Origin of the sequence: Mesobacillus foraminis (assembly GCF_004340465.1) — a bacterium.
GTDB classification, from domain to species: Bacteria; Bacillota; Bacilli; order Bacillales; family Cytobacillaceae; genus Mesobacillus_B; species Mesobacillus_B foraminis.
Window position 1 is genome coordinate 1 of the sequence record NZ_SLVV01000002.1, and the last position, 24,743, is coordinate 24,743.

Annotated in this window: 21 protein-coding genes and 1 riboswitch; of the genes, 6 read left to right on the forward strand and 15 right to left on the reverse strand. The window is 42.2% G+C overall.

What is annotated here, in order from left to right; all coding sequences use genetic code 11:
• Nucleotides 1-184 precede the first annotated feature (184 nt).
• The 5 genes from EV146_RS02475 to EV146_RS02490 all read right to left on the reverse strand — a co-directional run bounded on the left by EV146_RS02475 (nucleotide 185) and on the right by EV146_RS02490 (nucleotide 5,689).
• Nucleotides 185-2,911, reverse strand: a complete 2,727-nt coding sequence (locus tag EV146_RS02475; protein WP_132001525.1) for a PAS domain S-box protein — start codon at nucleotides 2,909-2,911, stop codon at nucleotides 185-187.
• Between the two features lie 189 nt (nucleotides 2,912-3,100).
• Nucleotides 3,101-4,189, reverse strand: a complete 1,089-nt coding sequence (locus EV146_RS02480) for an NAD(P)H-dependent flavin oxidoreductase (RefSeq protein ID WP_132001528.1) — start codon at nucleotides 4,187-4,189, stop codon at nucleotides 3,101-3,103.
• A gap of 340 nt (nucleotides 4,190-4,529) precedes the next feature.
• Complete coding sequence (locus tag EV146_RS26735) at nucleotides 4,530-4,682, reverse strand: hypothetical protein (protein WP_158286972.1); 153 nt, start codon at nucleotides 4,680-4,682, stop codon at nucleotides 4,530-4,532.
• 97 nt (nucleotides 4,683-4,779) lie between these two features.
• A complete protein-coding gene (locus tag EV146_RS02485) occupies nucleotides 4,780-5,307 on the reverse strand; it encodes a GNAT family N-acetyltransferase (protein WP_132001531.1) in 528 nt (175 codons plus the stop codon).
• Nucleotides 5,308-5,398: 91 nt separating this feature from the next.
• Entirely contained in the window at nucleotides 5,399-5,689 is a 291-nt protein-coding gene (locus tag EV146_RS02490) for an HNH endonuclease (protein ID WP_132001534.1), read from the reverse strand.
• Between the two features lie 266 nt (nucleotides 5,690-5,955).
• Between EV146_RS02490 and EV146_RS02495 the strand changes: the two genes are divergently transcribed.
• The gene (locus EV146_RS02495; RefSeq protein WP_121613041.1) at nucleotides 5,956-6,222 is read left to right on the forward strand and encodes a hypothetical protein; all 267 of its coding nucleotides are present in this window, start codon (nucleotides 5,956-5,958) and stop codon (nucleotides 6,220-6,222) included.
• Nucleotides 6,223-6,402: 180 nt separating this feature from the next.
• Here EV146_RS02495 and cysI read toward each other — a convergent pair whose 3' ends face one another.
• A complete protein-coding gene (gene cysI, locus EV146_RS02500) occupies nucleotides 6,403-8,121 on the reverse strand; it encodes an assimilatory sulfite reductase (NADPH) hemoprotein subunit (protein ID WP_132001537.1) in 1,719 nt (572 codons plus the stop codon).
• Nucleotides 8,122-8,148: 27 nt separating this feature from the next.
• A complete protein-coding gene (locus EV146_RS02505; RefSeq protein ID WP_132001540.1) occupies nucleotides 8,149-9,960 on the reverse strand; it encodes an assimilatory sulfite reductase (NADPH) flavoprotein subunit in 1,812 nt (603 codons plus the stop codon).
• A 302-nt stretch (nucleotides 9,961-10,262) separates the two neighbouring features.
• Here EV146_RS02505 and EV146_RS02510 point away from each other — a divergent pair, with 302 nt between their 5' ends.
• Complete coding sequence (locus tag EV146_RS02510) at nucleotides 10,263-11,186, forward strand: LysR family transcriptional regulator (protein WP_132001543.1); 924 nt, start codon at nucleotides 10,263-10,265, stop codon at nucleotides 11,184-11,186.
• Nucleotides 11,187-11,697: 511 nt separating this feature from the next.
• Here EV146_RS02510 and EV146_RS02515 read toward each other — a convergent pair.
• Nucleotides 11,698-12,708: an STAS domain-containing protein gene (locus EV146_RS02515; RefSeq protein WP_132002539.1), complete on the reverse strand. Its 1,011-nt coding sequence runs from the start codon at nucleotides 12,706-12,708 to the stop codon at nucleotides 11,698-11,700.
• A gap of 171 nt (nucleotides 12,709-12,879) precedes the next feature.
• Complete coding sequence (locus EV146_RS26740; protein WP_158286973.1) at nucleotides 12,880-13,137, reverse strand: hypothetical protein; 258 nt, start codon at nucleotides 13,135-13,137, stop codon at nucleotides 12,880-12,882.
• Between the two features lie 485 nt (nucleotides 13,138-13,622).
• On the opposite strand from EV146_RS26740, the gene EV146_RS02525 reads away from it, so the two are divergent.
• Entirely contained in the window at nucleotides 13,623-13,988 is a 366-nt protein-coding gene (locus EV146_RS02525; RefSeq protein WP_132001548.1) for a YndM family protein, read from the forward strand.
• Nucleotides 13,989-14,428: 440 nt separating this feature from the next.
• Here the strand turns inward: EV146_RS02525 and EV146_RS02530 are convergent, their stop codons facing one another.
• The 3 genes from EV146_RS02530 to EV146_RS02540 all read right to left on the reverse strand — a co-directional run bounded on the left by EV146_RS02530 (nucleotide 14,429) and on the right by EV146_RS02540 (nucleotide 18,309).
• Nucleotides 14,429-15,826, reverse strand: coding sequence for an aldehyde dehydrogenase (locus EV146_RS02530; RefSeq protein WP_132001551.1), 1,398 nt, complete (start codon nucleotides 15,824-15,826; stop codon nucleotides 14,429-14,431).
• Nucleotides 15,827-16,177: 351 nt separating this feature from the next.
• On the reverse strand, nucleotides 16,178-17,020 hold the full coding sequence (locus EV146_RS02535) for an aldo/keto reductase (RefSeq protein WP_132001554.1): 843 nt from the start codon (nucleotides 17,018-17,020) through the stop codon (nucleotides 16,178-16,180).
• A 77-nt stretch (nucleotides 17,021-17,097) separates the two neighbouring features.
• Nucleotides 17,098-18,309, reverse strand: a complete 1,212-nt coding sequence (locus tag EV146_RS02540; protein ID WP_132001557.1) for an MFS transporter — start codon at nucleotides 18,307-18,309, stop codon at nucleotides 17,098-17,100.
• Between the two features lie 202 nt (nucleotides 18,310-18,511).
• Between EV146_RS02540 and EV146_RS02545 the strand changes: the two genes are divergently transcribed.
• Entirely contained in the window at nucleotides 18,512-18,883 is a 372-nt protein-coding gene (locus EV146_RS02545; RefSeq protein ID WP_121613050.1) for a winged helix-turn-helix transcriptional regulator, read from the forward strand.
• 516 nt (nucleotides 18,884-19,399) lie between these two features.
• Here EV146_RS02545 and metE read toward each other — a convergent pair.
• Entirely contained in the window at nucleotides 19,400-21,688 is a 2,289-nt protein-coding gene (metE, locus tag EV146_RS02550) for a 5-methyltetrahydropteroyltriglutamate--homocysteine S-methyltransferase (protein WP_132001559.1), read from the reverse strand.
• A gap of 152 nt (nucleotides 21,689-21,840) precedes the next feature.
• Nucleotides 21,841-22,031: riboswitch (cobalamin riboswitch) on the reverse strand.
• A 164-nt stretch (nucleotides 22,032-22,195) separates the two neighbouring features.
• On the opposite strand from metE, the gene EV146_RS02555 reads away from it, so the two are divergent.
• Nucleotides 22,196-22,948, forward strand: coding sequence for a DUF3891 family protein (locus tag EV146_RS02555; RefSeq protein WP_158286974.1), 753 nt, complete (start codon nucleotides 22,196-22,198; stop codon nucleotides 22,946-22,948).
• Nucleotides 22,949-23,073: 125 nt separating this feature from the next.
• Complete coding sequence (locus tag EV146_RS02560) at nucleotides 23,074-23,391, forward strand: ArsR/SmtB family transcription factor (RefSeq protein ID WP_132001563.1); 318 nt, start codon at nucleotides 23,074-23,076, stop codon at nucleotides 23,389-23,391.
• Here the strand turns inward: EV146_RS02560 and EV146_RS02565 are convergent.
• On the reverse strand, nucleotides 23,388-24,293 hold the full coding sequence (locus tag EV146_RS02565) for a cation diffusion facilitator family transporter (protein WP_132001565.1): 906 nt from the start codon (nucleotides 24,291-24,293) through the stop codon (nucleotides 23,388-23,390). The genes EV146_RS02560 and EV146_RS02565 overlap by 4 nt on opposite strands.
• Before the next feature lie 237 nt (nucleotides 24,294-24,530).
• On the reverse strand, nucleotides 24,531-24,737 hold the full coding sequence (gene tatA, locus EV146_RS02570) for a twin-arginine translocase TatA/TatE family subunit (RefSeq protein WP_132001567.1): 207 nt from the start codon (nucleotides 24,735-24,737) through the stop codon (nucleotides 24,531-24,533).
• Nucleotides 24,738-24,743: the final 6 nt, after the last annotated feature.

Sequence of the window (24,743 nt, forward strand, 5' to 3'; positions counted from 1 at the left end):
AAATCGAAGGTTGAAAACGAAATGGGTCTAGCATTAATGGCCGTGAATTTACGAAAATTCACGGCCAACAGCTAAGAATATAGTAGAAAGACAAGTAAAAACAGAGAAAGGTGAAATTGAGTGCGCTCAATTTCACCTTTCTCACTATTTGAAGCTAGTTATGGCCCAGCCTCTTTTTATGGAGTTATTGAATATACGGCAGCCGTATCTGTACTTTTGTTCCTTTGTGAAGCTGGCTTGTAATTTGAATAGTACCCTGATGCTCTTTAATAATATTAAAAATAATCATCAGACCCAGGCCTGTTCCTTTTTCCTTGGTACTGTAAAAAGGTTCCCCAATCCGCTTTAACCTTTCCGGAGATATTCCACAGCCTTGGTCTTCTATTGAGATGAGAAGGCTTTCTTCGTTCCTTTTTACCTTCATGGTAATCTGTCCGCCCTTAGGCATGGATTCAATGGCATTTTTCATTACATTCAGGAATACCTGCTTGATTTGATTGGCGTCACAGTAGATAGCCGGCAACAATTCATCGATTTCGGTTATGATTTCAATATTTCTCATGTTTGCCTGTGTCTCGACAAGCGGCAGAAAGCCTCCAAGGATGGCGGTTATGGACTTCTTGCAGTATTTCTTTGCCTGGGGTTTTGCCAGGATCAGAAACTCGTTGGTTATCAATTCAATCCTGTCGATTTCTCTAAGCATGATTTGATAGTATTCTTTGTTGGAACTCTTTTCGATCATAAGCTGTAAAAAGCCCTTAATCGATGTAAGCGGATTACGAATCTCATGGGCGATGCCTGCTGCTAACTGGCCAATGGCAGACAGCCTGTCGGATTTCCGCAAATATTCCTCGGTCCTTTTATTTTGTGAGATATCCTTTGCGATGCCATATACACCTACGATTTTATTGTTTACAATGATTGGCAGATTAGTAACCTGGAAGATTCCCGATGTGCCATTTTTATGAATAAGCTTTGTTTCGTAAGTTTGAGGAATGCCTTGCAGCGCTTTTTTAAAACCGTCCCTCGTTTTAATCAGGGTTTCTTTTTCGATAAATTCCGCATAGCTTTGTCCCAGCACCTGTTCCGGTGTATAGCCAATCAATTTTTCTACAGAAGGGTTAATGTTTGTCACATTCCCCTTCACATCAAGGCTTAGGACTAAGTCCGGGTTGGCGAGAAACAGAGACTGATAACGCTGTTTGTTTTCCTCCAGCTCCTGTTCAATGGACTTTTTTTCGGTAATATCGCGAATAATACCTGATACCCCCGTCACAACACCATTTTTATCTTTAATCGGCGAATGAGTTATACTGACTGGGACGAGGGTGCCATCCGCCCTGTGCCGCACGGTCTCATAGCCCTTTATCTTCTTGCCGGAAGCAACTGTCTTGAACAGCCGTTCAAATTCCTCTTTATACTTTTCAGGAATATTGGCAATCTTCTTCCCGATCACCTCGTCCTCCGGAAAACCGAACATATCAATATAAGCCTGGTTTACGAAGGTGATCTCGCCCTGTGGATTCATCGTGGCAATGGCATCCACCGTATTGTTGATAAATGATTCAAGCAGTTCCTTGGTCGCCCTTAAATCTTCATGAGTTTTCCTTAGTTCAGTGACATCATTGCAGGAGCCAATCACTTCAACTATATTGCCGTTCTGATAAATAGGCTTCAGGGAACCCACATAGTAAATCCCTTTATAGTCGGACTCATAGGTAGTCTCTATTCCATTCCATGCTTTTTGGTAATGAAGGTTCTTCCAGTCAGCAATTTCTTCAGGAAATATGTCATAAAGAGTCTTCCCTATCGACTCCTTCACGTTTATTCCTAATTTCTTTAATAACTGTCCCGTTCCCATGGTATGGATGAACTGCCCGTTCTCTTTTTTGAATTTATAAATCATACCCTGGTGATCTTTCATTAATTGCTCTACTTCTCTATGGCTCACATCAAGCTCCTGTTCGAGCTTCTTTTCATAAGCCATATCCCTGGAAATGCCATATACTCCTTGGATCTTTCCCTTTACAAAGATGGGGAGGAAAGTTGTATGGAGGAAGACTTCGTGCCCTTTCTTGTGAATGATCTTGTACTCAAATTGCTGGACCTTTCCCTTTTTGGCCTCATTAAAATGAAAAAGAGCGCTTTCCTGATAGTCGGAAGCTGTCAGCGGGATAAAGCTTTTCCCCAGCAGTTCCTCCTGGCTGTATCCAAAGATTGATTCTGTCCCCCTATTGAATCCCAGAAAAGTCCCCTCCAAAGAAACCATGTGGATCGAGTCAGGATAATAATCAAACAGCGATTTAAAACGCTGTTTACTTTCACGCAGCTGATTTTCCAGTTCATTCCGCTTATCCCGCTCTATGGCAAATCCGGCCAGATTCGCACATGTCTTCAGCATTTCCAGCTCAAAGGAAGAAGGGGTACAAACATCAGTAAAATAAAAGGCGAACGTCCCTTCCGCCCGCCCGCCAACAGAGATTGGAATGGACCAGCATGCTCTCAGCCCATGGCGGAGGGCTGCATTCCTGCCGCCTTCCCATAGCGGGTCCTTTTCTATATCGGAGGAAATAACCGGTTCATTCAGATAAACTGCAGTACCGCATGAACCCGCCTTTGGGCCAACCTTTATACACTGTATCGATTGAATAAAATCCTGAGGAAGGTTAGGAGCTGTTCCTAAAGCGAGTTTCCCCTCATTTGCAGCTAACATGATCGAACAGTACATTTTTCGTTTAAAATGCCCTTCAAGCTTGAATGTTAGCGTTTTTAAAATATCATATAAAGAATCACCATTCGTGATTTTTTGAATCAGAAAAGAATGAAGATCAAGCATAGATTTCATTTCACACATTCTGGTATGTTCTGTACGCTGGGTTTTATCGAAATGTCTCTCATCCGTAACTTCCAAAAAATTCTCCTCCGTGTATATTCATACTCTTAGAAATCAACTAGCATCTACAGGAATGTTTCCTATAATATTACTGGCAAACTTCCTGGATATCGACTTCTTTCTCTTTAACTAGAGATATTATAACATCAATACAGCATTATTTTCATGACTTTCCGATAAATGCAAGAATATTCAAACACACCTAAGTTAAAAGGCATGCTGATGGATAGCGTCTTGAACCTTCTTCGCTTCGCGCATGACTTCTTCTATCAATTTTTTTACTGTATGGGCTTTGGCTAGTGTTGGACTCTGTCCTGACCATAGGGACATATACTCAGGGTTATTCTGGGCAGCCGCTGCTTTTCTGATATCTTGTGTAAGTAAATGCTGGACCGGATAGGGTGGCAATGCCCCTTCATGCTTGCTCATTTGTAAAATAAAGTCGTTTTTCAGTCCTCTTGCCCACTTTCCGGAAAATGTTCGAGTGAGTATCGCATCTTCTTCAGTTGCATGGAGAATGGCTGCTTTATGTACTTTGTGTGCCCCGCTTTCTTTACAAGTTAAAAAAGCAGTACCCATTTGAACAGCTTGTGCCCCCAATGAAATCGCTGCCACCAGCCCTCTGCCGTCCATAATTCCCCCTGCCGCTATAACCGGAATATGCAGATGATCAACAGCCTGGGGAAGTAACGAAAATAATCCTGCTGAGCGATCTGAAGTAACATTCAGGAAGGTTCCACGGTGACCTCCTGCTTCACTTCCTTGGACAACTGCGAAATCCATTCCAATATTTTCAATTTTAACTGCTTCCTCCACAGTCGTAGCCGTTCCTATCAGAATCATGTTGTGTCTTTTTAGTTTCTCTATCTCTTTATCGGACGGGAGTCCAAACGTAAACGAACACACCGAAACCTTTTCTTCAATTAAGATCCTTAGCTGTTCCTGGTATGACTTTAAACTGTCATTGTATGTAATATGGGGAGGTTCAGGCTCTGAGATATTCAAATACTTTCGGATGGAATGAAGGGATTGATTTGCTCCATCCGCCTCCTGACTGTCATAGGTAAATGTGTTTGGGATGAATAGATTGACTCCGAACGCTTTGTCGGTTAATTGCCTTACTTCGTTTATTTGTTTACGAAGCTGATCTGGATCCAGGTATCCTGCTCCAATCATGCCCAGTCCCCCATGATTGGAAACAGCAGCTACCAATTCCGGGGTTGTAATTCCTCCTGCCATCGGTGCCTGTAAAATAGGGAAATCAATATTTAAAAGTTCGGTTACAGTATTTTTCATGGTTCTGACTCCTCGAATTAAAAGTAAAAATAAGCTATTGAGTTATTCGCTTATTCGTTCTCAAATTCCTTTAAATTATTCGATTTGAAGACAATATGCATGACGAACAGTCTTTGTTGAGCCCATAACCTAAAAAAAAACAGAATAATAAACCTGTATTCCTCTATTTGCTAATAACTGCTGGCTGCCACATTTCAATCTGCACTTTCTGCACTTTCTGCACTTTCTGCACTTTCTGCACTTTCTGCAAAAAAAACCAAAGATCTGGATAAACTCCAAATCTTTGGCTTAGTCTCCCTGCCGTTCAAAAACAAGTGCTTTTTATAAGCTCAACATTTAACTACTGGCGGTTTTCCTGGTCCTTCAAACGATTTTGCTGGTCAGGTATGTGTTTCTGATTCTTGAATTCTTCATTTACCTGGTTACTGTTGCTTAAAAATTCCCGCTCTTTATCCTCGAGCCTGTTTACATTTTTCTTATTATTGCTGTTCATAGGAACCCTCCTTCAAGCTATTGTTATACCCCTTATTCCCTCTCAATTTTAATAGAAACATAGAATAAGTGGATGACAGCTCATAAAGGCATATCTCCTATTTTCTTTGATATTCGCTCTCCAATATACTCATTTCCCACATGCTCCAATATTCGTTTCCCAATTTCCTGCAATCCCTAAGCAAACCTTCTTTTCGAAAACCGGCCTTTTCATAACAGGCAATCGCACTGTCGTTAAAGTCGAATACTCCAAGACTCACTCGATGTAAATTTAGATCTTCAAAAGCCTTTTTCAATACTTCTTTGATCATTAATTGCCCAATCCCCCGCCCTCTAATCGTCTTGTCCCCAATTAACACTTTGCCAATCCTTGCAGAACGATGATGCAAATCAATATTGGCCAAGGAAATATGGCCAATAGACCGGCCTGATTCCTTCAGCACCACTTTATATATATACCGGCTGGACCCGGGATGATTTGCGTCTTTTATGTATGCCTCCAGCTGAGGTTTTGTCAGTGGGTAATCAAAGGCTGGACCTCCCCATTGAAGATTCAATTCTGGCGAGTCAATCCAGTCTATCAGCTGGCTAAAATCGGACGGTTCAAATTTTTTTAAGTAAATCATTTAAACCCCTCTGTTTCTTCTAAATTTTAATCTTCATTTATTTCTAACACTATTTTATCATTATCCAAGAACGATTATTTTTGAAATTTTTTTATTTCCGTTTACGTTTCCGATCATTCGATTTTTTTATCTTCATCAATTTTGTCGCAGGCTGCTTTCGAATCCACTTTATAAATCTTGACAGCTGAGCATCTTCCCTTAGTTCTGCAATTGACGTTAACCGGGATGCTATTTCAGCATTCGTATAAAGAGCATGTATTTGTTTATGACATGAAATGCATAAATTTGCAGTCGGCTCGAAAGTCCCTCCCATTTCCTTTGGAAGCAAATGATGAACGGTTGTCTCAACGTCATTTCGGCTGCATAATTCACATGTCCCCAAATAAATCCCCTCCAATGTTCTGACGGATTATTAGTATTGGATATTCCTTTTGTTTATATCACTGTATTTCAGCGAAATATTTTCTTCCTCGGCATTGCTATATAAAACCCTTGCATGACCGCAATGGTGCATATTCACAGGCAATTAGGACACAATACTGCACATGAGCACCGTCAGACGATAACCCTTTCTAAGCATTCGGCGGTGCCCTCAGCTTTTCTGAGCAGGCTCAGGGAGGCAAAATTGAATCTATTGGTGGTGTTTGTATGGCAGATTCCTTGAACTCAAAGGATTATGAAACAGGTACAGCTATCAGGACCTTTAACATTATTGAAACCACAGTCCAGCCAGAAGGCTTTGCCGTACGTTTGCAAATGGATTTGGACAGCGGCTATGAATTGGAAGATGTAGTAATGAAAATTTCACATGAAGATCTGGCTGGATATGAAACAAACGATATACAAGAAGCGGTGAAATATGCACTCGGTTTTTTTGACTCTGACGTCCTTGAAGATAAGAACTTTGAGCAATAATGTAATGGCTGTCATATTGGCAGCTTTATTTTGATTGCTGTTTAGTCAAAAATTGGAACCTGTTTTTCTCCAGGTCGTCTGACATTAATGTCTAAACTCAAAAGGGGTTCAGAATGAGACCATTCTGAACCCCTTTGATACAAACTTGACAGGAAAAGGACCCGACTATGTTTGTACTATTTATTCATGGAAGTTTGTGCCGTCTGTTGTCGCTTTAATGATTCCGGCGCGGATGACATAGTCTCCAAAATGCTCGCCTTCCTGGCGCTCTTTTGCGTACCTCGGAAGAAGTTCACGCAATTCACTGAGAATTTCTTCTTCTCCAATATTTTCTCGGTACATTTTACTCAAACGGCTCCCGTCAAAGGCCGCACCCAGGTACATATTGTATTTGCCTACAGCTTTTCCAATAAAACCAATTTCCCCTAACGCATGGCGTGCGCATCCGTTCGGGCACCCAGTCATACGGATGGTAATTTCTTCATTGCGTAAGCCATTTTCATCGACAATTTCTTCAATTTTATCAATCAGACGAGGAAGATAGCGTTCAGCTTCAGCCATGGCAAGTCCACAGGTCGGCAGTGCTACACATGCCATTGAACTGCGGCGAATCGCTGAATATTGACTGCCATCTGTTAGACCGTATTGTTCAATCAGGTCATTGATTTGATTCTTCTTCTGGCTTGAAACATTCCCAATAATCAAATTCTGATTGGCTGTAAGACGGAAATCCCCTTTATGGATTTTTGCAATCTCTCTCAATGCTGTTTTAAGCTGGTATCCATCGAAATCAGCTACACGTCCACCCTCAACGAACAATGTCATATGCCATTTGCCTTGAATGCCCTTAACCCAGCCATAGCGATCTCCGTTACTTTCGAAATGATACGGCTTAGCCTCATCAAGGCTCCATCCAAGGCGGTTCTCAAGTTCAGCCTTGACATTTTCCAGTCCGAGACGGTCAACCGTGTATTTAAAGCGGGCATTTTTACGGACTGACCTGTTTCCGTAATCACGCTGAATTGTAATTACCTTTTCTGCAACCTCATACATTTGGTCCGGTTTGCAGAAACCGATCACTTTCGCAAGCTGAGGATAGGTTGCGTTATCGCCGTGCGACATCCCCATTCCGCCTCCGATTGCCACATTGAACCCTGTAAGCTTTCCATCTTCAACGATGGCAATAAACCCAAGGTCCTGTGAAAAGACATCAATGTCATTAGATGGCGGAACGGCAATCCCGATTTTAAATTTACGCGGCAAATATAACGGTCCATACATAGGTTCTATTTCTTCAACCTCTGGAGTTCCAGCTACTTTTTCTTCATCCAGCCAAATTTCATGGTAGGCGCGGGTTCTTGGAAGCAGGTCATCACTCAATTTTTTTGACCATTCGTATACTTCAGCATGGATTTCCGACTGATAGGGATTTGAAGTACACATAACGTTCCGGTTTACATCACCGCAAGCAGCAATGGTGTCCATAAGGGCTCCATGGATCTGCTGGATTGTACTCTTCATGTTCCATTTTAAGATTCCATGCATCTGGAACGTTTCCCGGGTTGTTAATTTCAGAGTTCCATTTCCATATTTATCAGCAAGCTCATCCATTACTAGCCATTGGGAGGGTGTTGCAACCCCTCCCGGCAAACGGACGCGCAGCATGAACTGGTATGCAGGCTCAAGCTTTTGTTTTTGACGCTCATTGCGGAGATCCCTGTCATCCTGAAGGTAGCTTCCGTGGTGTTTCATTAATCGGTTGTCATCTTCAGGAATCCCTGCAGAAATCCGGTCGAGCATAACCTCTTTCAATGTACCGCGTAAAAAGTTGCTTCGCTCCTTGATCCCTTCAACATCGCTTGGCGGGCCATCAGGCGCTTTTAAAATTTGGTTCACCATGTTGTCTTGTACTCCCTTCAATCTAAATCAGTATACATCACGCTGATAACGTTTCTGCTGCTGCATGTTTGCAAGATATTCTTCCGCTTGTTCAGGACTCATCCCGCCTTCTTTAGCGATGACATCGATCAGTGTCTTATGGACATCATGCGCCATGTTTTTCTCATCGCCGCAGATGTAGACCACCGCTCCCTCTTCAAGCCATTTATACAGTTCCTTGCTCTGTTCAAGCATACGGTGCTGAACATAAACTTTTTCTTCGCCATCCCTTGAAAAAGCGACATCCATTCTTGTCAGTACCCCGTCTTTCAGCCATTTTTGCCATTCTGTCTGATAGAGGAAATCCGTTACAAAGTGCTGGTCTCCGAAAAACATCCAGGATTTCCCTTCCGCTCCGATTTCTTCACGCTCCTGCATAAAGGCACGGAATGGGGCAACGCCTGTTCCTGGACCAACCATGATAATTGGAGTGTCAGGACTTTCAGGGAGTTTAAAGTTATCATTATGCTGAATATAAACTGGCACGCTGTCTCCAGGCTGCAGTCGCTCCGCTGCAAAGATGGAGCAGACCCCATTTCGCTCCCGTCCATGGGACTGGTAGCGGACCGCACCGATTGTCAAGTGAACTTCATCGGGATTAGCATTTAAGCTGCTGGAAATCGAATAGAGCCGAGCAGGCATTTTACGGAGAAGGGATACAAACTCTTGTGCAGTCTCCCCCCAAGCTCCGAAATCGCGGACAAAATCAAGCAGATCCCGTCCATCCAGATAAGCTTTGACCTGTTCCTCATTGCCAGGTGCCACAAGCTTTTGCAAGTCTTCATTATTTGAAAGCTCAGCCACCTTTTGAAGCAGCGGCTTCGTCAACACTGTTATTTCATAGTAAGACGCCAATGCATTCTTTAGTGACCGATCATCTCCCTGCTTAACGGTCACTGTTGCGTCAGGATTCCATTTCAATTCCTCAAGGAGTGCGCCAACCAGTACTGGATCATTTTCCGGAAGAACTCCAAGACTGTCACCTGGCTGATAGACAAGGCCAGAACCCTCCAGGGATAGTTCCAGATGGCGTGTTTCTTTATTGGAGCCGCGTCCATTCAAATTCAGATTTTCGAGCACTTCTGCCTTAAATGGATTTGTTCTGGAAAAAGACGTACCAATCGCTTGCGGAGCAGCCGATGACAGTTCTTGAGCTGCACTTCCTCCCTGTCCTTCGTTCAGGCTGCCAATAACACCCTGAAGCCATTCTGCTGCCGGCTCGTCATAATCGAGATCACAGTCAAAACGCGGATATAGCCTTGTTCCGCCAAGTTCTTCAAGCTTTTTGTCAAAATCCTTCCCTGTCTGGCAGAAAAATTCATAGGAACTGTCCCCCAAAGCCAAAACTGAAAAATTAAGGTCATCCAGCTTCGGTGCACGCCTTCCATGGAGAAACTCGTGGAATGACAATGCATTATCCGGCGGTTCGCCTTCACCATGTGTGCTTGCAATAATTAGAAGGTTTTTGACTTTCTTTAAGTTGTTTGGTTTAAAATCGCTCATGGAAGAAAGGGTTACCTGATACCCCTGGGCTTCAAGCGTCTTGGCAGCATTCTTCGCAAGTCCCTGTGAATTTCCAGTTTGCGACCCAAAAAGGATAGTAACCTCTTTGGATACAGAGTTCCCCGCTGGAACATTTCCCGGAAGAGCATCAATCCCTCCTGAAAGAGTACCGGACTGGGATGCTGCTAAATAGCCGCTGAGCCAGAACCGCTGCGATTCCGTCAAGGTTGGCAGAAGGCGGTTAAGGAGCTCTGCCTGCTCCTGATTAAACGGACTGTTCATTACCTGAAGTTGCAATGTATCCACCTCACAAAGGAATATAAATCTTATCATACGTCACGGATAGTTGATGACGGATTCTAACAATTTTTCAAGGTATTTACTCATGTTAAATTGGTTAATATAATCATAGTTTGACAATTCCTATAAGTCAAGTCGGTTTTAAAGGGACACCCCTTTAAAAACAGCCTATAATTTAATTATCCGGCCCATATTTAATAAAAGTTTTCTAATAAGACTTTACCTAATTTAGAAGCATTAGTAAAATACATATTAATTATTTAAACTATTAATATTTCTAATAACAAGGATGTGTTCGTTTGTATTATGATGCCTTAAAAACCTTTATCACCTTAGCTGAGGTGAAAAATTTCACAAAAACTGCGGAACTGCTTCATATCTCGCAGCCAAGTGTTAGCCTGCATATTAAAAACCTTGAAAAGGAATTCCAAACAAAGCTTTTTCAGCGTTCTCCAAAGTATTTAAAAATCACCCCTACCGGGGAAGTCCTTTATGACCGCGCCAAGCAAATGGTTTCCATTTATGAACAGACACGGCAAGACATCCTTGAACTTCATCACTCCATCAAAGGGGAACTGAAAATTGGTGCCAGCTTTACCATTGGAGAATACATCCTGCCGGCCGTCCTGTTCGATTTGCACAAACAATATCCTAAACTTGAGCTGCAGGTAGTCATCGGCAATACCGATGAAATCGTTCAGTCTGTACGACTGTACCAAGTAGATATTGGCTTGATTGAAGGGCAGACGAACGATCGGGAACTGTCCGTCCATTCGTTCATGAAAGATGAATTGTTTATCGTCTCTTCACCCAGCCACCCACTAGCCCTGCAAAGAAATGTGTCGATTGCCGACCTTCAGAACCAGGAGTGGATTACCAGAGAAAACGGATCAGGCACCCGGGAATATTTAAACCATGTAATCCGGTCAAACGGACTCAAGGCGAAATCCATACTGTCCATAAGCAGCAATCAGGGAATAAAGGAAACAATAATTAAAGGAATGGGGCTTTCTCTTCTATCTCAAAGCGTGATTGAACGAGAAGTGGAGTATGGCGAGCTTTCGATTATACGGGTAAAAGACCATTCCTTCACAAGAACATTTTCCTATGTGTATTCACCGGTAATGAGGAACAAGCAAAATGTCGAAGTCTTTCTAAAATCCCTGAACGGTTCGTTGCCGGCTGCAGTCAAAATTACACCATCCGGAAAAATGGATTCATAAACAAAACGGCTCACGCTATGCAGCATGAGCCGTTTTTAAATTAATTTTCATGATCCATTAGCAACTTCCCTCATAAAAGTATTTCGATTTATTAATTGCCTGCAGGAGCGTGGAGCAGGATTTAATATCCCGAAAATCCCGGCCTAAAGCAACTATTGTCTGGGCATTTCAGGTCGTAATCCGCTTAAAACGGCTTTTACCACGAGAAGCCTGTGAGCGTTTATTAGCTGGAATATTTGATTAGCCACCATCGTATCAACAATCGGCACACCCGATGAATACTTAATAAAGTACGAAACACAGAGCTTCGAGCTCCTGCTCAGCGACTCCATAGAAGCAAGCTATCTGGAAGTGCTATTTATCTTGTGCTTCCGTAATTTGGTCTCCAATTGTATATTATAATTCCGATATCTTTTAACCACTTCTTTTCGTTTGAGATTCATGCTATCACCTATCAAAATCAAGTGCCGTTTCTTTCTTTGGCGTCCTTATGCCTGATGCCTCTCTTTCTTCAGACAATACTTCTTCCCATTTGGCTGAAAGCAAAATGGATTCCATGCTGCAAAGTTTGGAAACAATTAAAATGGGATAAATTAATCGCTGACTGAGTAATGGAGATGCCGAGTTCCGCTGTAATCCCCACAAGGATGGTTTCCGTTCCTATGAGGGATGCTGCCCTGCCTATCCTTTCAAGAAGGCTGGCTGTATGTTCGCAAATTTCCTCATCAATTCCTGTCAAATCCAAAATAAGATAATTTGCCTGATACTGTGGAAGATTATTCAGAGTTCTGACAATCAACTGTTCGGAACGGTCTTCATCGTATTTTCCTATCAATGGTACAACCACTATTCCTTCCAGGACAGGAATGATTGGTGAAGAGAGCCTGTCAACAAGCCCTTTTAATTCTTTGGTCTTTTCTTCAACTAAAGCCTCAAGTTCTTGAATCTTCTGCGCTTCCTTTTTCCTGGCTAGCTGATGGATATTATCCGAAATTGTAATATCAGAAGGGAAGTACTCAATCATGCTGTACTCATGCCCTTCAAGCTGGTGCTGAGTAACTTTATACCAAATATTAGTTCCAAAGAGGCCTGTAAACACACCGGCATAGTGTGCAGGCAGAAAACTCCCTCCTGCTGTTTTACCCTGGGCAACATTGATTTTATGCTCCCAGCTGTCCTTCATATGAGCAGTCAAAGTCTTAGAATTAAAATCTAAATCCTTGATGGTCGTGAGTCCCCAGCCCGCGGTTGCATATGTAGCGGTAATCATCTCCGCCGCCTCTGCAACACTGACTTCTTTCATTTTCTCAAAGTACTGCCCTACCACGAGTCCCTGCCGGAAACCCGTCGTTTCAAACACTAGGTTCGAGGACTCCTCGCCAGAAATTTCTTCTATAGTGTCAAAAAAAGTTTTCATCGCCGAAGAAATCCAGAATAGTACCGCGTCATCTCCTTCAAATAAAAATTTCCCTTTTTCCAGGTCCCAACCGAAATTGATCCCCGCAACTGAACACTTAGGCATTGTTTCCAAGCTTCCATTCTCCTTTTCTCTATGTAAATAAAGTTTTTGTTTAATTAACTAACAGTGCTTCCAGCAGAAGAAAAAAGTTAACTACAAAAAATACTTTTACCCACATAAATCACATTCTAAACTTGTAAAATAACGTTTAAGATGTCCCTCCTGCGGCCTGACTTAAAACCGCAGGATAAAAACTCCTATGGCAAAGTAAATTGCCGACAAGAGAAAGAGACTCCAGTAGCCCGCTGTCTCCGACCGAATGGGAGACCGATGCTTTGCTGGAACAACTCCTTCCCCGATCCAGTCAAACAGCCGCGAAAATACCCAATAAAGGGAATAAGAATCCCAATAATCCCAGCCATTTTTGAAATTAATGATGCCTGCATATTCTTTTAAAAGGACTTCCAGTGTAAAAATGAAGGTTAAGGTCATGAAAAAAAAAGGGAACGTCCTTCTTTTCGGTCGATATCTGACGAGAAACAAGGCTAAAAAGCTAAAGCTTACAGCTACCACCGGGAGGACATATGGGACAGGAAGAGTAAAGCGATAAAATCCGAGGCAATAAAAAAAGAGGCATAATGAAACCGTAACGAACAAGCTAATGATAAGAACGATGCCATAATGAAAAACGCTGTCTCTTAAGATATAAACACAGCCAATACTAGTAATGAAAAAAGTCAATAATAAAATAAGGAGGTGTACATCCAGCAAACTCAATATGGTAACTTCCTTTACTACAAATTTTGAAGCCAATCCATTATTCATTTTTTCTAGAATGGCTTGTTTGCATACCAATTAGATAAATTAATTTGTAAAAAAACCTTTGAACTCCGATATCTTCTTCTGCTCTATAGCTTAGGCTTCATGTTTAACAAGGATTTCCACGGGATATAGCTATATCAAAGGAGGCTGATAAAATGGAACATGCAAAAGCTCTTGGAATAAAAGCGCTGATGACACTCGTTATACTTTACCTCGTACTAGGACTGGGGTACCAGGCTGATTTCGGAGATGTCTTTATCCTTACACTGCTGCTCGGCGTCATTTCATATATAGCCGGGGACCTGTTTATCCTTCCTAAAGCCGGGAACCTGATTGCAACGGTGTCAGATTTTGTACTATCATTCCTAATTATTTGGGGTTTTGGGCTAATGTTAAATATTTCGAATGATAACCTTGTGAGCGGGGCTCTGTTTTCTGCTCTATTGATTGCACTGGGTGAATGGATGTTTCACAGTTATATGGCTAAAAATATCCTCCATGATTCCAGCAAGGAAATTTAACAAAGATAAAAAAAGGATGACCTTTGGCCATCCTCTCAGACTGTAGGCAAACTCGATAAAAATTCGATTAGCTCCTACAGTCTTTTTATTATGGTTTGTGGATAAAGCAGACTGCTAATTTCTGTTCCAGCCGCTTCGCGTTCCGTGGGGCTGGAGCCGAACTCTCCGCAGGCTCCTGTGGGGTCACACCTGTTCAGCTGATCCCGCATGAGTCTGCGCGCCTTCCGCTAAGATCAACAGGTTTTCAAATTAATCTGGCTGTGCAACCATGACTATTCTAAAGTAGATGCTCTCTTCAACCAATTGAATTACCTGAATCATGGATCGAATATTGAGCGAAATCAATTGCGCATAACACTTAATGATAACCACATTCATTTCTATAAAGTTAATTCCCTTACATTTCCTGCCTGAGTGGAAGCAGGGTTTTAGTACCCTTTTTATTTAAGCAATCTCCGGATTAATTCCAATTTCTTGTCGGTATAAGGGGGAAACAGGGTCGAGAGGTTTACTTTACTGCTTTTTTTCAGGATGCTTTTTTCATGCGAAAAAGCTGTAAAACTGTAATATCCATGGTAGGCTCCAATACCTGAATGTCCAACTCCCCCAAAGGGCAGTTCCGGGTTGGCCAGATGCGTCACCGTATCATTGATACTGACACCACCCGACGAGACCTCCCTTAACACTTTCTTTTCTGTTTCATCCCTAGAAGTAAAAAGGTATAGGGCCAGTGGCTTAGACAGTTTTTTGATTGAAGCGATTGCCTTGTCCAAATCTTTATAGGTTAATATCGGCAGGATCGGCCCAAAAATTTCATCTTTCATAGACGCTGAATCCCAATCCGCCTCAATGAGTGTAGGCTCAATAAATCTTGTTTCTGGATTTGTCCCACCCCCAAATAAGATTCCGCCTTGATCCCTCTCTATAATGTTCTTTAATCGAGTGAAATGTTTATCGTTCACAATTCTTCCAAAATCCTTGCTGCTCTCAATATTGTCCCCGAAAAAGCTTTGTAGAACATTCTTCATTTCTTCCACCAACGTTTTTTTTACAGATTCATGGACCAGCAGATAATCCGGTGCTACACAGGTTTGTCCGGAATTCAAGGTTTTCCCCCAGATAATCCGGTTTGCTGCAACTCTGATGTCCGCACTTTCATCCACAATAACAGGGCTTTTCCCGCCCAATTCAAGTGTCACGGGCACTAGATTTTTGGCAGCTGCCTCCATGACTATTTTTCCGACCTGCACACTCCCTGTAAAAAAAATATAATCAAATCGGGAATGAATTAATGATGTATTTGTTTCAATTCCGCCTTGAACACATCGTATATAGGATGGATCAAAGATTGATTGAATCATTTCCTGAATCACACCAGACACATGTGGAACTGCTTCTGAAGGCTTCAGGACAACGCAATTTCCCGCGGCGATAGCTCCAATCATTGGTTCAATCAATAATTGAAAAGGGTAATTGTATGGACCAATAATCAAGACTGTCCCGTAAGGCTCGTATAGGATCATGCTTTTTGAGGGAAACAGGACAGGCGGTGTTTTCACTTTTTTAGGTTTTGCCCATTTTTTTAGCTGCTTCATGGTATGCCGGATACTGTTTAAAACAAATCCAATTTCCGAAGTATAAGTTTCAAAAGGATGCTTGCCTAAATCCTTATGAAGGGCTTCGTTCATTTTCTCCTCATATCGCAAGATCCCTTCCCTTAGCCGGGTTAATTGCTCCAACCGAAAATCCAGCTCCAAAGTCTTATTTGTATCAAAGAACTGGTGATGTTCTGTGAGAATGTGAGTTACATCCTGCTTCCGCAGTTCTATGCTGCCCATTCATTCCTTCCTCCTTTAAATCACGTTCTACACACTTCCTTAAAATAAATTCTTAAAAACTCATTTGAATTTATATTCTCTTCCCTTAGAATATCAACATTTTGCTCTACAAGGAAAAGATAACGGCCTTAGATTTAATTTTAATCATTCTTCTTTGAATTGTTTTCTGCAATTGGAGTTACGGGATTACAAAAACTTAAATACAGCATGGTAAAAGATCATGAAACTTTATCGGCGGAACAAGAAGTTTGTGACCCTAAATAAACAGGGAAACCCCTGCTTAACATTCTCCAGTTAAAGGGAACCATGAAAAAGACCCCGACAGAACCAGGATCTTTCTCAAACTGGATGTTAAAAATCAAAATTGTCCGGATCTGGACCAACTCGTTCATTTTTATTGAGTCCATCGATCTTTTCCATATCATCGCTGCTCAGTTCAAAGTCAAAGATTGAGGAGTTTTCGATAATCCTGTTTTCTTTTATGGATTTTGGAATCGTAATGACTCCATTATGAAGATCCCAGCGCAAAATAATCTGTGCCACGGATTTGCCATGTCTAGTGGCAATTCCCTGAAGTTCAGGGTTATCCAGCAACTGCCCCTGCATCAGAGGTGACCACGCTTCAAGCTGTATATCATGCTCCCTGCAATATTGCTGAAGTTCCTTTTGTGTCAAACGCGGATGATACTCCACCTGATTAATCACAGGTTTGACGTCTGCAGCTTTTAAGAGATCCTCCAGGTGATGAACCTGAAAGTTGCTGACACCAATTGCTTTTACTCTTCCCTCTTTATAAATGGCCTCCAATGCCTTCCAGGCCTCTTTATATTTTCCCTTGACCGGCCAGTGAATTAGGTACAAGTCCAGATAGTCCAGATCGAGCTTCTTTAAGCTTGTCTCATAGGCGGCCAATGTCGATTCATATCCCAGGTCTGAGTTCCATACTTTTGATGTAATGAAAAGGTCCTCTCTCGAAATTCCGGCTTCTTTCATTCCTTCACGGATTCCCTTTCCTACACCTTCCTCGTTTTGGTATACAGCGGCTGTGTCGATTAGGCGGTAACCATTTTTAATAGCGGTTCTTACCGAATGGATCACCTCAGAGCCTTCCTCAACCTTGAATACACCAAGGCCGAACCATGGCATTTTGATTCCATTATTAAGTGTTACAGTATCCTGCAGATTTTTTGCCATCTTTAATTTCCTCCAGTAATTTATAAATTTGATTAACGCCAGCCTTTGCCTCTATAGCCTAAGCCAGAGCTTTTTTTTTATGCTGAAAAGTGTTTATTCGGTAAAATGTTTTGATCCTTTCGTTCAAGCACCCTGCTCCAGCCAGTCAGGATTACAGCTCCCAGAACCATGATTCCTCCAATCCACGGCGTATGAACCAGCCCGATTGTGTCGGTTATAATACCCCCGAGATAAGAACCAATTGCAATCCCGGCGTTAAATGCGGCAATATTCATTGCAGAGGCCACATCAACGGCACCAGGTACATCTCGTTCCGCGAGCATGACAACATATACTTGCAGTCCCGGAACATTCATAAAAGCAAATAAGCCCATAAAAAGGATGGCAATTAGTCCTGCCGTCTTGTATGGTGCGCTGAATGCCAATAAAAACAAAACAGCAGCCTGAGCAATGAACATATAAAATAGAGCTGTAACTGGATTTCTGTTTGCCGCTTTTCCGCCAATCATATTTCCAATTGCAATAGCAATCCCATAAGCCATTAAAATAACCGCTACAGCTTTAGGAGTATATCCTGTTATTTCCTGCAGCAAGGGGGATAAATAAGTGAAGACCACGAATGTTCCCCCGTAGCCGAGTGCTGTCATGATAAACACTAAAAGTAAACGGCCATTGGTCAGCAGGGAGATCTGGTCGCGTAACGATGTTTTATTTCCTTTAGCCAGGCTTGATGGAATCAACAAGCTGTTTGCAATAAGGGCTGCAATTCCAACAACGATTATTGCCGTAAATGCGAGCCGCCAGCCAAACTGCTGGCCAAGGAAAGTTCCGATAGGGACACCTGTTACGGTTGCAACTGTCAAACCTGTAAACATAATGGAAATGGCACTTGCCCTGCGGTTTTCAGGCACCAGGCTGGCAGCTATAGTAGAACCGATAGACATAAAGACACCGTGGGCAAGTGCAGATATTACCCTTGCGGCCAAAAGGATTCCAATAGAAGAGGCCGTAGCTGCCAAGCCATTTCCGACAATAAAGACGACCATAATTAACAGCAATAAGGATTTGCGTGACATATTGGATAACAATGAAGTGAGAACCGGCGCTCCAAAGGTTACTCCAAGAGCATATAAGGACACTGTCAATCCTGCGCTTGTTACGGATATATCAAGATCCGCCGAAATGAGCGGCAGTAAGCCGACACTGATAAATTCTGTTGTTCCAATTGCAAAGGCACTGACTGCCAATGCAAGAAGAGACAATGTATTTTTTCTTTCATGGAAATCCATCTGTTAAAACCCTCCATTTTTTCTGTATACTTCACCCGCTGCTAGCAAATGGGATTGTAAAGAATAGTAAAACTCGACCGGCAAATGTTATTATGTAATATAGCATGCAGAATGAAAAGTACGTACTTTTAAGTAATATAGATACCGAAAAGTGACATAGGCACTTTTTAGTTCCTATAGATAACAGGAGGATGAACCGAACATGCAGAAAAAGAAATACAATATCTCTGTAGAAGCAACACTTGAGGTCATTGGCGGTAAATGGAAATGCGTCATTCTCTGCCACCTGACACATGGAAAAAAACGAACAAGCGAATTAAAGAGACTAATGCCGGGCATCACACAGAAAATGCTGACCCAGCAGCTTCGGGAACTGGAGGAAGACGGAATCATTAACCGGATTGTTTATAACCAGGTACCGCCGAAAGTGGAATATGAGTTAAGTGAATACGGTTGGAGTCTGCAAGGCATCTTGGACTCTTTATGTGCTTGGGGAGAAAAACATATCACAAAGATATATGGAGATAAATTCTCTGTGCTAGAGGAAAGCGTTCTAAATGACCATCTCAAATAAGAACAACCCGGTGACATTCACCGGGTCATTTTAAATTCGATTTTAATTATCCGGCATCCTTTGGATAAATCGCATTTCTGGTCAATTTTCCGCCAACATAAGTTTTCCCATAATTCCCCAAAATCCCCAGTCACTCCAGCAACAGAGGGAAAAGTTCCTTTTGCAGCATATGCAAGAAATTAGTCCCAGAATTTTCAGACTGAATGATCCAGAGAATAAAAATCGTTGCAATGCCATGTGAGCTCTTATTCCGCAAAATTGGAATGGTCTTTCCTACCCTTACGGTCATAGTTTGAAAAGTAGGTTGTGGAAGATTGTTCGGCTTTTCTCCCAGTACGGGGGGCTCTGCTTTTCTGCTTTCAGCTTCAATACTTTTCCATTTCTATTTCCCTTTAAAGACCCTCCTGTATATCAATATCTATCTAAAAAGGTTTTAATCATTCCTTACATCCAGTCGCTTTGCGTGCAAAAAAACGGGCCCTTCCTGAGGAGCCCGTTAAAAGATTATTCTATTGGTTATCTTTCCTTTACAAGAAGTCTCTCCCTTGTCTGCCTGGCAGCCTCTATCATCACTTTAAGCGCAGCAATCGTTTCTGCTTCCCCTCTGGTCTTTAATCCACAGTCTGGATTGATCCAGAATAATTTTTTATCCAGCACCCGCAAAGCGCGTTCGATATTTTTCAACATTTCCCCCAAAGATGGAACCCGAGGACTATGTATGTCATAGATGCCGAGACCGATGCCCTTCCCATAGGTCTTTTCCTCAAATGTCTGTATCAGTTCCCCGTGGCTTCTTGATGTTTCAATTGAGATTACATCCGCATCCAGTGCATTGATTGCTTTGATAATCTGCTTGAAATTGGAATAGCACATATGTGTATGAATTTGTGTTTCATTTTTAACAGAGGAGGTGGCTAACTTAAAAGCATATACCGCTCGATTAAGGTATTCCTCCTGATGTTTGGGCTTTAGTGGCAGTCCCTCCCGGAGTGCGGGTTCATCTACCTGTATCATCGATATCCCGTTTTCTTCAAGAACCTCCACTTCTTTTCTTAGTGCAAGCGCAATTTGGTTTGCCACCTGAAAGCGGCTTATATCTTCACGAACAAAGGACCAATTCAGAATGGTAACAGGGCCTGTCAGCATGCCTTTTACAGGCTTGTCTGTCAAGGATTGCGCGTATAGAGTTTCTTTTAATGTCATAGGCGATTCGAAAGTGACGTCTCCAAAAATAATCGGAGGCTTTACACATCTGGAGCCATAGGATTGAACCCAGCCTAATTTGGTAAAGTGGAAACCAGCAAGTTTCTCGCCAAAGAATTCAACCATATCAGTCCGTTCGAATTCCCCGTGAACCAATACATCAAGACCGATTTCCTCCTGAAGTTCCACCCACCTTTTAATTTCCGATTTAATAATGTCATCATATTCAACATCTGAGAGCTGCCCCTTCCTCCACTCCTGCCGGCGCTTCCTTAAATCGGCCGTCTGCGGAAAACTCCCGATGGTGGTAGTCGGAAGCAATGGAAGCGGAATAGCTTTTTCCTGTTCCAATTGGCGGATGGAAAATGTCGCTGCCCGACTAACTTTCATCGATGGCAGTTTCTTTAATTCCTCCTGGATTTGTCTATTGTTACGGAAGGTGGAAGAGTTCAAATGCTGAAACGCAACAATTGCCTCAACAATCTTTGCTGCAATGGAAGGTTTGCCATGATTTACAGCTTTTGCGAGCAACACTACTTCTTCACTCTTCTCGTCTGCAAAGGCCAAAGTTCCGGTTAGTGGCTGAGGCAAATTCTCATTTCTCACTGTGACCGGAACATGCAACAAACTGGAAGACGGCTGAATAATCAATGAATCTTTATGTACCTTCTGAAGGATTTCTTCCAGATTAAGCAGCTTTTCTTCAAGATTTGCCCGCCAAATATTCCTTCCGTCAATGACTCCGGCTGCAAGTACCTTATCTGCGGGGAAACCATGCCTTTTCAAGGCTTTTAGATTTTCTCCCCGATCATGGACAAAGTCCAATCCGATTCCTTTCACAGGAAGTGTAATCACTTTTTGATAGTCTTCAACAGAATCAAAATATGTTTGCAGAAGAATGTTTACTTTTGGTGCTGATTCCTGCAATGCATGGTAAACATCTTCAACAATTTCGAACTCTTCATTAGAAATGGCAGTAGATAGGATTGGTTCATCTATTTGTACCCACTTCACTCCCTCTTCTTGTAATTCTCTTAAAATTTTGGCATATAGCGGCACAAATTGTTCAACGACATCTTTGAATCCTCTTTTATATCCCTTAGATAGCTTTACAAAGGTGACCGGCCCTAAAATAACTGGCTTCCCTTCGATGTTCAGCTTCTCCTTCGCTTCCCTAAAAAAACGAAGTGGCCGGTTATCGGCTAGCACTGGTTCCTTATCCAGTTCTGGAACAATATAGTGATAATTGGTGTTGAACCATTTTGTCATTTCAGAAGCTACAGCACCCTGATTTCCCCGGGCAATGTCGAAATACGTTTCAAGGGAAACCTTTCCACCTTCATATTTGAAACGTTCAGGAACAAGGCCGAACATGGCGGATGTATCAAGTACATGGTCATAAAAGCTGAAATCTCCTACCGGAATCAGATCGATGCCTATCTCTGCGAGTTTTTTCACATGTCCAAGGCGAATCTGCTCCATTTTATCCCTAAATTCCAGTTCATTCATTTTGCCTGCCCAAAATTGCTCCAGCGCTTTTTTCCACTCCCGCTGTTCCCCTATTCTTGGATAGCCCAATAAAGAGCTTCTTGCTTTCCCCATTTTAATCTCCCCTACCTTGCTGTATTTTTGTCCCAAACAAAAAATCTCCCTTTTCCGAAGAAAAGAGAGATTAGTGCGCATAGCTAACTAGAGTTGAGACCCGCTGGTTTCCTCAACACCTATCCCTCACTCCTCTCTATTCACCCGTAGAGTACAAGTGCATACAACAGGCAGGTCTCCTGACTCTGGTTCAACGCTTCTTGTCCCTTCCCATTTCAGACGAAACAGTGGTTTTTCGACAAGTTGCTCCCCATTACAGTGGCGGGACCGTGCCGGACTTTCACCGGACTTCCCTTTTAAGCTGAGTGTTAATAGGCTCAGCACCTGATGCATTTATGTATTAAATTCTTAATTATTCATAGGTTCTGAATTTAAATGAAATGTTAACATGTTTATTATAGAGTGTCAAAAAGATTTTTGCGATTTTGGATTAAAACAGTGTCATTGCCTTGTTAAAAAAGTATGATTAAAAGGAAGAGTCATTTTATTGAAGATTGGGTGGGTGAAATGATTATATTAGAACGGGAAGACGAATTCCTCATGGTGAATCAGCATGATCATGCCCAGGTTTCAGGAGAAATAGCCCAGCACTGGAAGGATGAATACTTTATTGGGAAGGAAAAGAAACAACAAGTGATTCTGGCAATCCATCAGCATGACAGAGGCTGGACGGACCTGGATGCCTCTCCTTTATGGAATGTAGAAAGTAACCGGCCCCACAGCTTTGATGATTACCCTGTCGGACCGAAAATTGCATCTTACCGCAAAGCGATTGATGAGGTAGAACAAATGGATAAATACGCCGGCCTTCTGTGCAGTTTGCATTTTGCCTCCTTCCTTGAAGAAGCTGAGGATCAACCGAGCCGGGATTTTTGTTCACATGAAAAGTATAGGCAGAGCTTCCTCTTGAATGAATTGAGAATTAACAATCTTGATTATCAATACCATTTAGAAATCCTAAAGCTGTGTGATAATCTGAGCCTTTATCTTTGTCTAAATGAGCCTGGTGCAAAGAAGGAAAATGAACATCCATTTTTCCGATATGGATTCCCTCAGCAGTTCCCTTTTGCTCAAAATAAGCGTATCCATGCTTACTGGGAAGATAACCAGACGATCTCTCTTTCTCTGTCACCGTTTGAAACTGGGCTGGGTGTGAGCTTCCCTTTTAAAGCGGTTACAAAAGAAGCGATTAGGGATGCAGGGCTAGAAAGAGCGTACAAAAAAGCTCCAGTTAAAATTAGAACGGTCACAATTAAGTGATTTTCTGATCCCCTGCTTCAACTGCTTCGCGGAACGTAAAATCTCTTATCCAAAAAACCATGGAATAAGTATCCATGATTTTCGTTTTTTCTTTCGGTATAATAGCTTTTAGGAGGTGGGCATGCATGGAAAAGGATAAATTGCCAGAAGAATTGGAATCACTTGATGAGGAAACCCTTTTTATGGTTTCACAGACCTTCAAAGCTCTCTCTGATCCTACCAGGATTCGGATTCTGCATCTATTATTTCAAGGTGAACATTCGGTAAATGATATTGCTGAAAAGCTTTCCCTTCTCCAATCAACCGTTTCCCATCAGCTGAGATTTTTAAAAAATCTGCGGCTTGTTAAATTTAGAAGAGAGGGAACAACGGTCTTCTATACTCATGATGATGAACACGTCATGAGCATCCTGAAGCAAACGATTCAACATGCCATGCACTAATTACATGTACCGTGGTGACTTGGACAGCCTTCGGTTTCAACCTGTATGGTACTGTGTTCTATCCCGAAGTGATCATGAAGAATGGACACCGCCGAGTTGAGCACTAGATGCTGCCGACTTTCGCTTTCAACAGCCAAATGACAGCTAAGCATTGGCACCTCTGAAGTAATGGACCAAATATGCAAATCATGGACACCCTTTACATATGGGATCTGTCCCAACGCGGTCTTTAATTTTTCCATTTCTATCTGAGGAGGTGCACCTTCCATAAGAATATGAAAAGCTTCTTTTACCACTCTCAAGCCACTGACCAAGACAAGCACTGCGACAATGACACTGGCTATGGGGTCCGCCAGCGTCCACCCAAGGAAATAAATCAACAACGCGGCAATGATCGCTCCTGCTGAACCTAGCAGATCTCCAATTACATGCAAGAATGCACTGCGCACATTCAGGTTTTCATCTTTATCTCCCTTCATCAGGATCCAGGCTGCAACAATATTCACCAGGAACCCTGTTACTGCTATTGCCAGCATTCCCAAGCTTTGTACTTGAGGAGGAGATGTTAGACGATGATAGGCTTCCACAAAGATATACAAAGAAATACCAATTAGAGTGAGTCCGTTCATGGCCGCTGCAATAATTTCAAAGCGCTTGTATCCATACGTCTTGCTCTTTGTTGCAGTCCTTTCACCCAATTTTATTGCAAAAAAACTAAGACCCAATGCCACCGCATCGCTTAGCATATGCCCCGCATCAGACAAAAGAGCCAGGCTGTTCGTCCAAATACCTCCGATTACTTCAACAACCATAAACATTGAGATCAGAACAAAAGATAGAAATAAAGCTTTTTTATTGCCATTTCCGTGATGGTGGCCGTGGCCATGATGGTGATGTCCCAATCGATTAACCCCCTATATGAATATGTGTTCATATATACATTATGAAGCGGTGTTAAAAAATGTTCAACCAAAAAAAGAATTTAAGTTTTAATTTTCACACAGTAAGAGTGATAACATGCCACCCACGATTAAGGACTATAAAATTTTTTATTTTTACGATTGTTCGGGTTTGCCATTATAGATTAATTAATAAAACTGGCACAGGTATCTTCCTGTGCCAGAATAACGGGGAGATGATTATTTTAGATTCTTTTTAACTGCAGAAGGGCCTTCCTCCAGCCTAAATTCTTCTGTAACCCCATCAACTTCACCTTTAGTTGAGTTTTTAAATTCTCTTAAAGTTTGTCCAACCGCTCTTCCCAATTGCGGAAGCTTGGCTGGCCCGAAAACGATCAATGCCAGAAGTAAAATAAGGATTAGTCCTGGGACGCCAATATTGGCCATTTTATT

Bases quoted from the DNA above. Each gene is read 5' to 3' on its own strand.
- EV146_RS02540 (WP_132001557.1), bottom strand. From the start codon at position 18,309: ATGGATTTCCATGAAAGAAAAAATACATTGTCTCTTCTTGCATTGGCA.
- EV146_RS02515 (WP_132002539.1), bottom strand. From the start codon at position 12,708: ATGCCTAAGTGTTCAGTTGCGGGGATCAATTTCGGTTGGGACCTGGAA.
- EV146_RS26735 (WP_158286972.1), bottom strand. From the start codon at position 4,682: ATGAACAGCAATAATAAGAAAAATGTAAACAGGCTCGAGGATAAAGAG.
- cysI (WP_132001537.1), bottom strand. From the start codon at position 8,121: ATGGTGAACCAAATTTTAAAAGCGCCTGATGGCCCGCCAAGCGATGTT.
- EV146_RS02530 (WP_132001551.1), bottom strand. From the start codon at position 15,826: ATGGGCAGCATAGAACTGCGGAAGCAGGATGTAACTCACATTCTCACA.
- EV146_RS02480 (WP_132001528.1), bottom strand. From the start codon at position 4,189: ATGAAAAATACTGTAACCGAACTTTTAAATATTGATTTCCCTATTTTA.
- EV146_RS02485 (WP_132001531.1), bottom strand. From the start codon at position 5,307: ATGATTTACTTAAAAAAATTTGAACCGTCCGATTTTAGCCAGCTGATA.
- EV146_RS02545 (WP_121613050.1), top strand. From the start codon at position 18,512: ATGCAGAAAAAGAAATACAATATCTCTGTAGAAGCAACACTTGAGGTC.
- EV146_RS02525 (WP_132001548.1), top strand. From the start codon at position 13,623: ATGGAACATGCAAAAGCTCTTGGAATAAAAGCGCTGATGACACTCGTT.
- EV146_RS02560 (WP_132001563.1), top strand. From the start codon at position 23,074: ATGGAAAAGGATAAATTGCCAGAAGAATTGGAATCACTTGATGAGGAA.
- EV146_RS02555 (WP_158286974.1), top strand. From the start codon at position 22,196: ATGATTATATTAGAACGGGAAGACGAATTCCTCATGGTGAATCAGCAT.
- EV146_RS02535 (WP_132001554.1), bottom strand. From the start codon at position 17,020: ATGGCAAAAAATCTGCAGGATACTGTAACACTTAATAATGGAATCAAA.
- tatA (WP_132001567.1), bottom strand. From the start codon at position 24,737: ATGGCCAATATTGGCGTCCCAGGACTAATCCTTATTTTACTTCTGGCA.
- EV146_RS02495 (WP_121613041.1), top strand. From the start codon at position 5,956: ATGGCAGATTCCTTGAACTCAAAGGATTATGAAACAGGTACAGCTATC.
- metE (WP_132001559.1), bottom strand. From the start codon at position 21,688: ATGGGGAAAGCAAGAAGCTCTTTATTGGGCTATCCAAGAATAGGGGAA.
- EV146_RS26740 (WP_158286973.1), bottom strand. From the start codon at position 13,137: ATGACCTTAACCTTCATTTTTACACTGGAAGTCCTTTTAAAAGAATAT.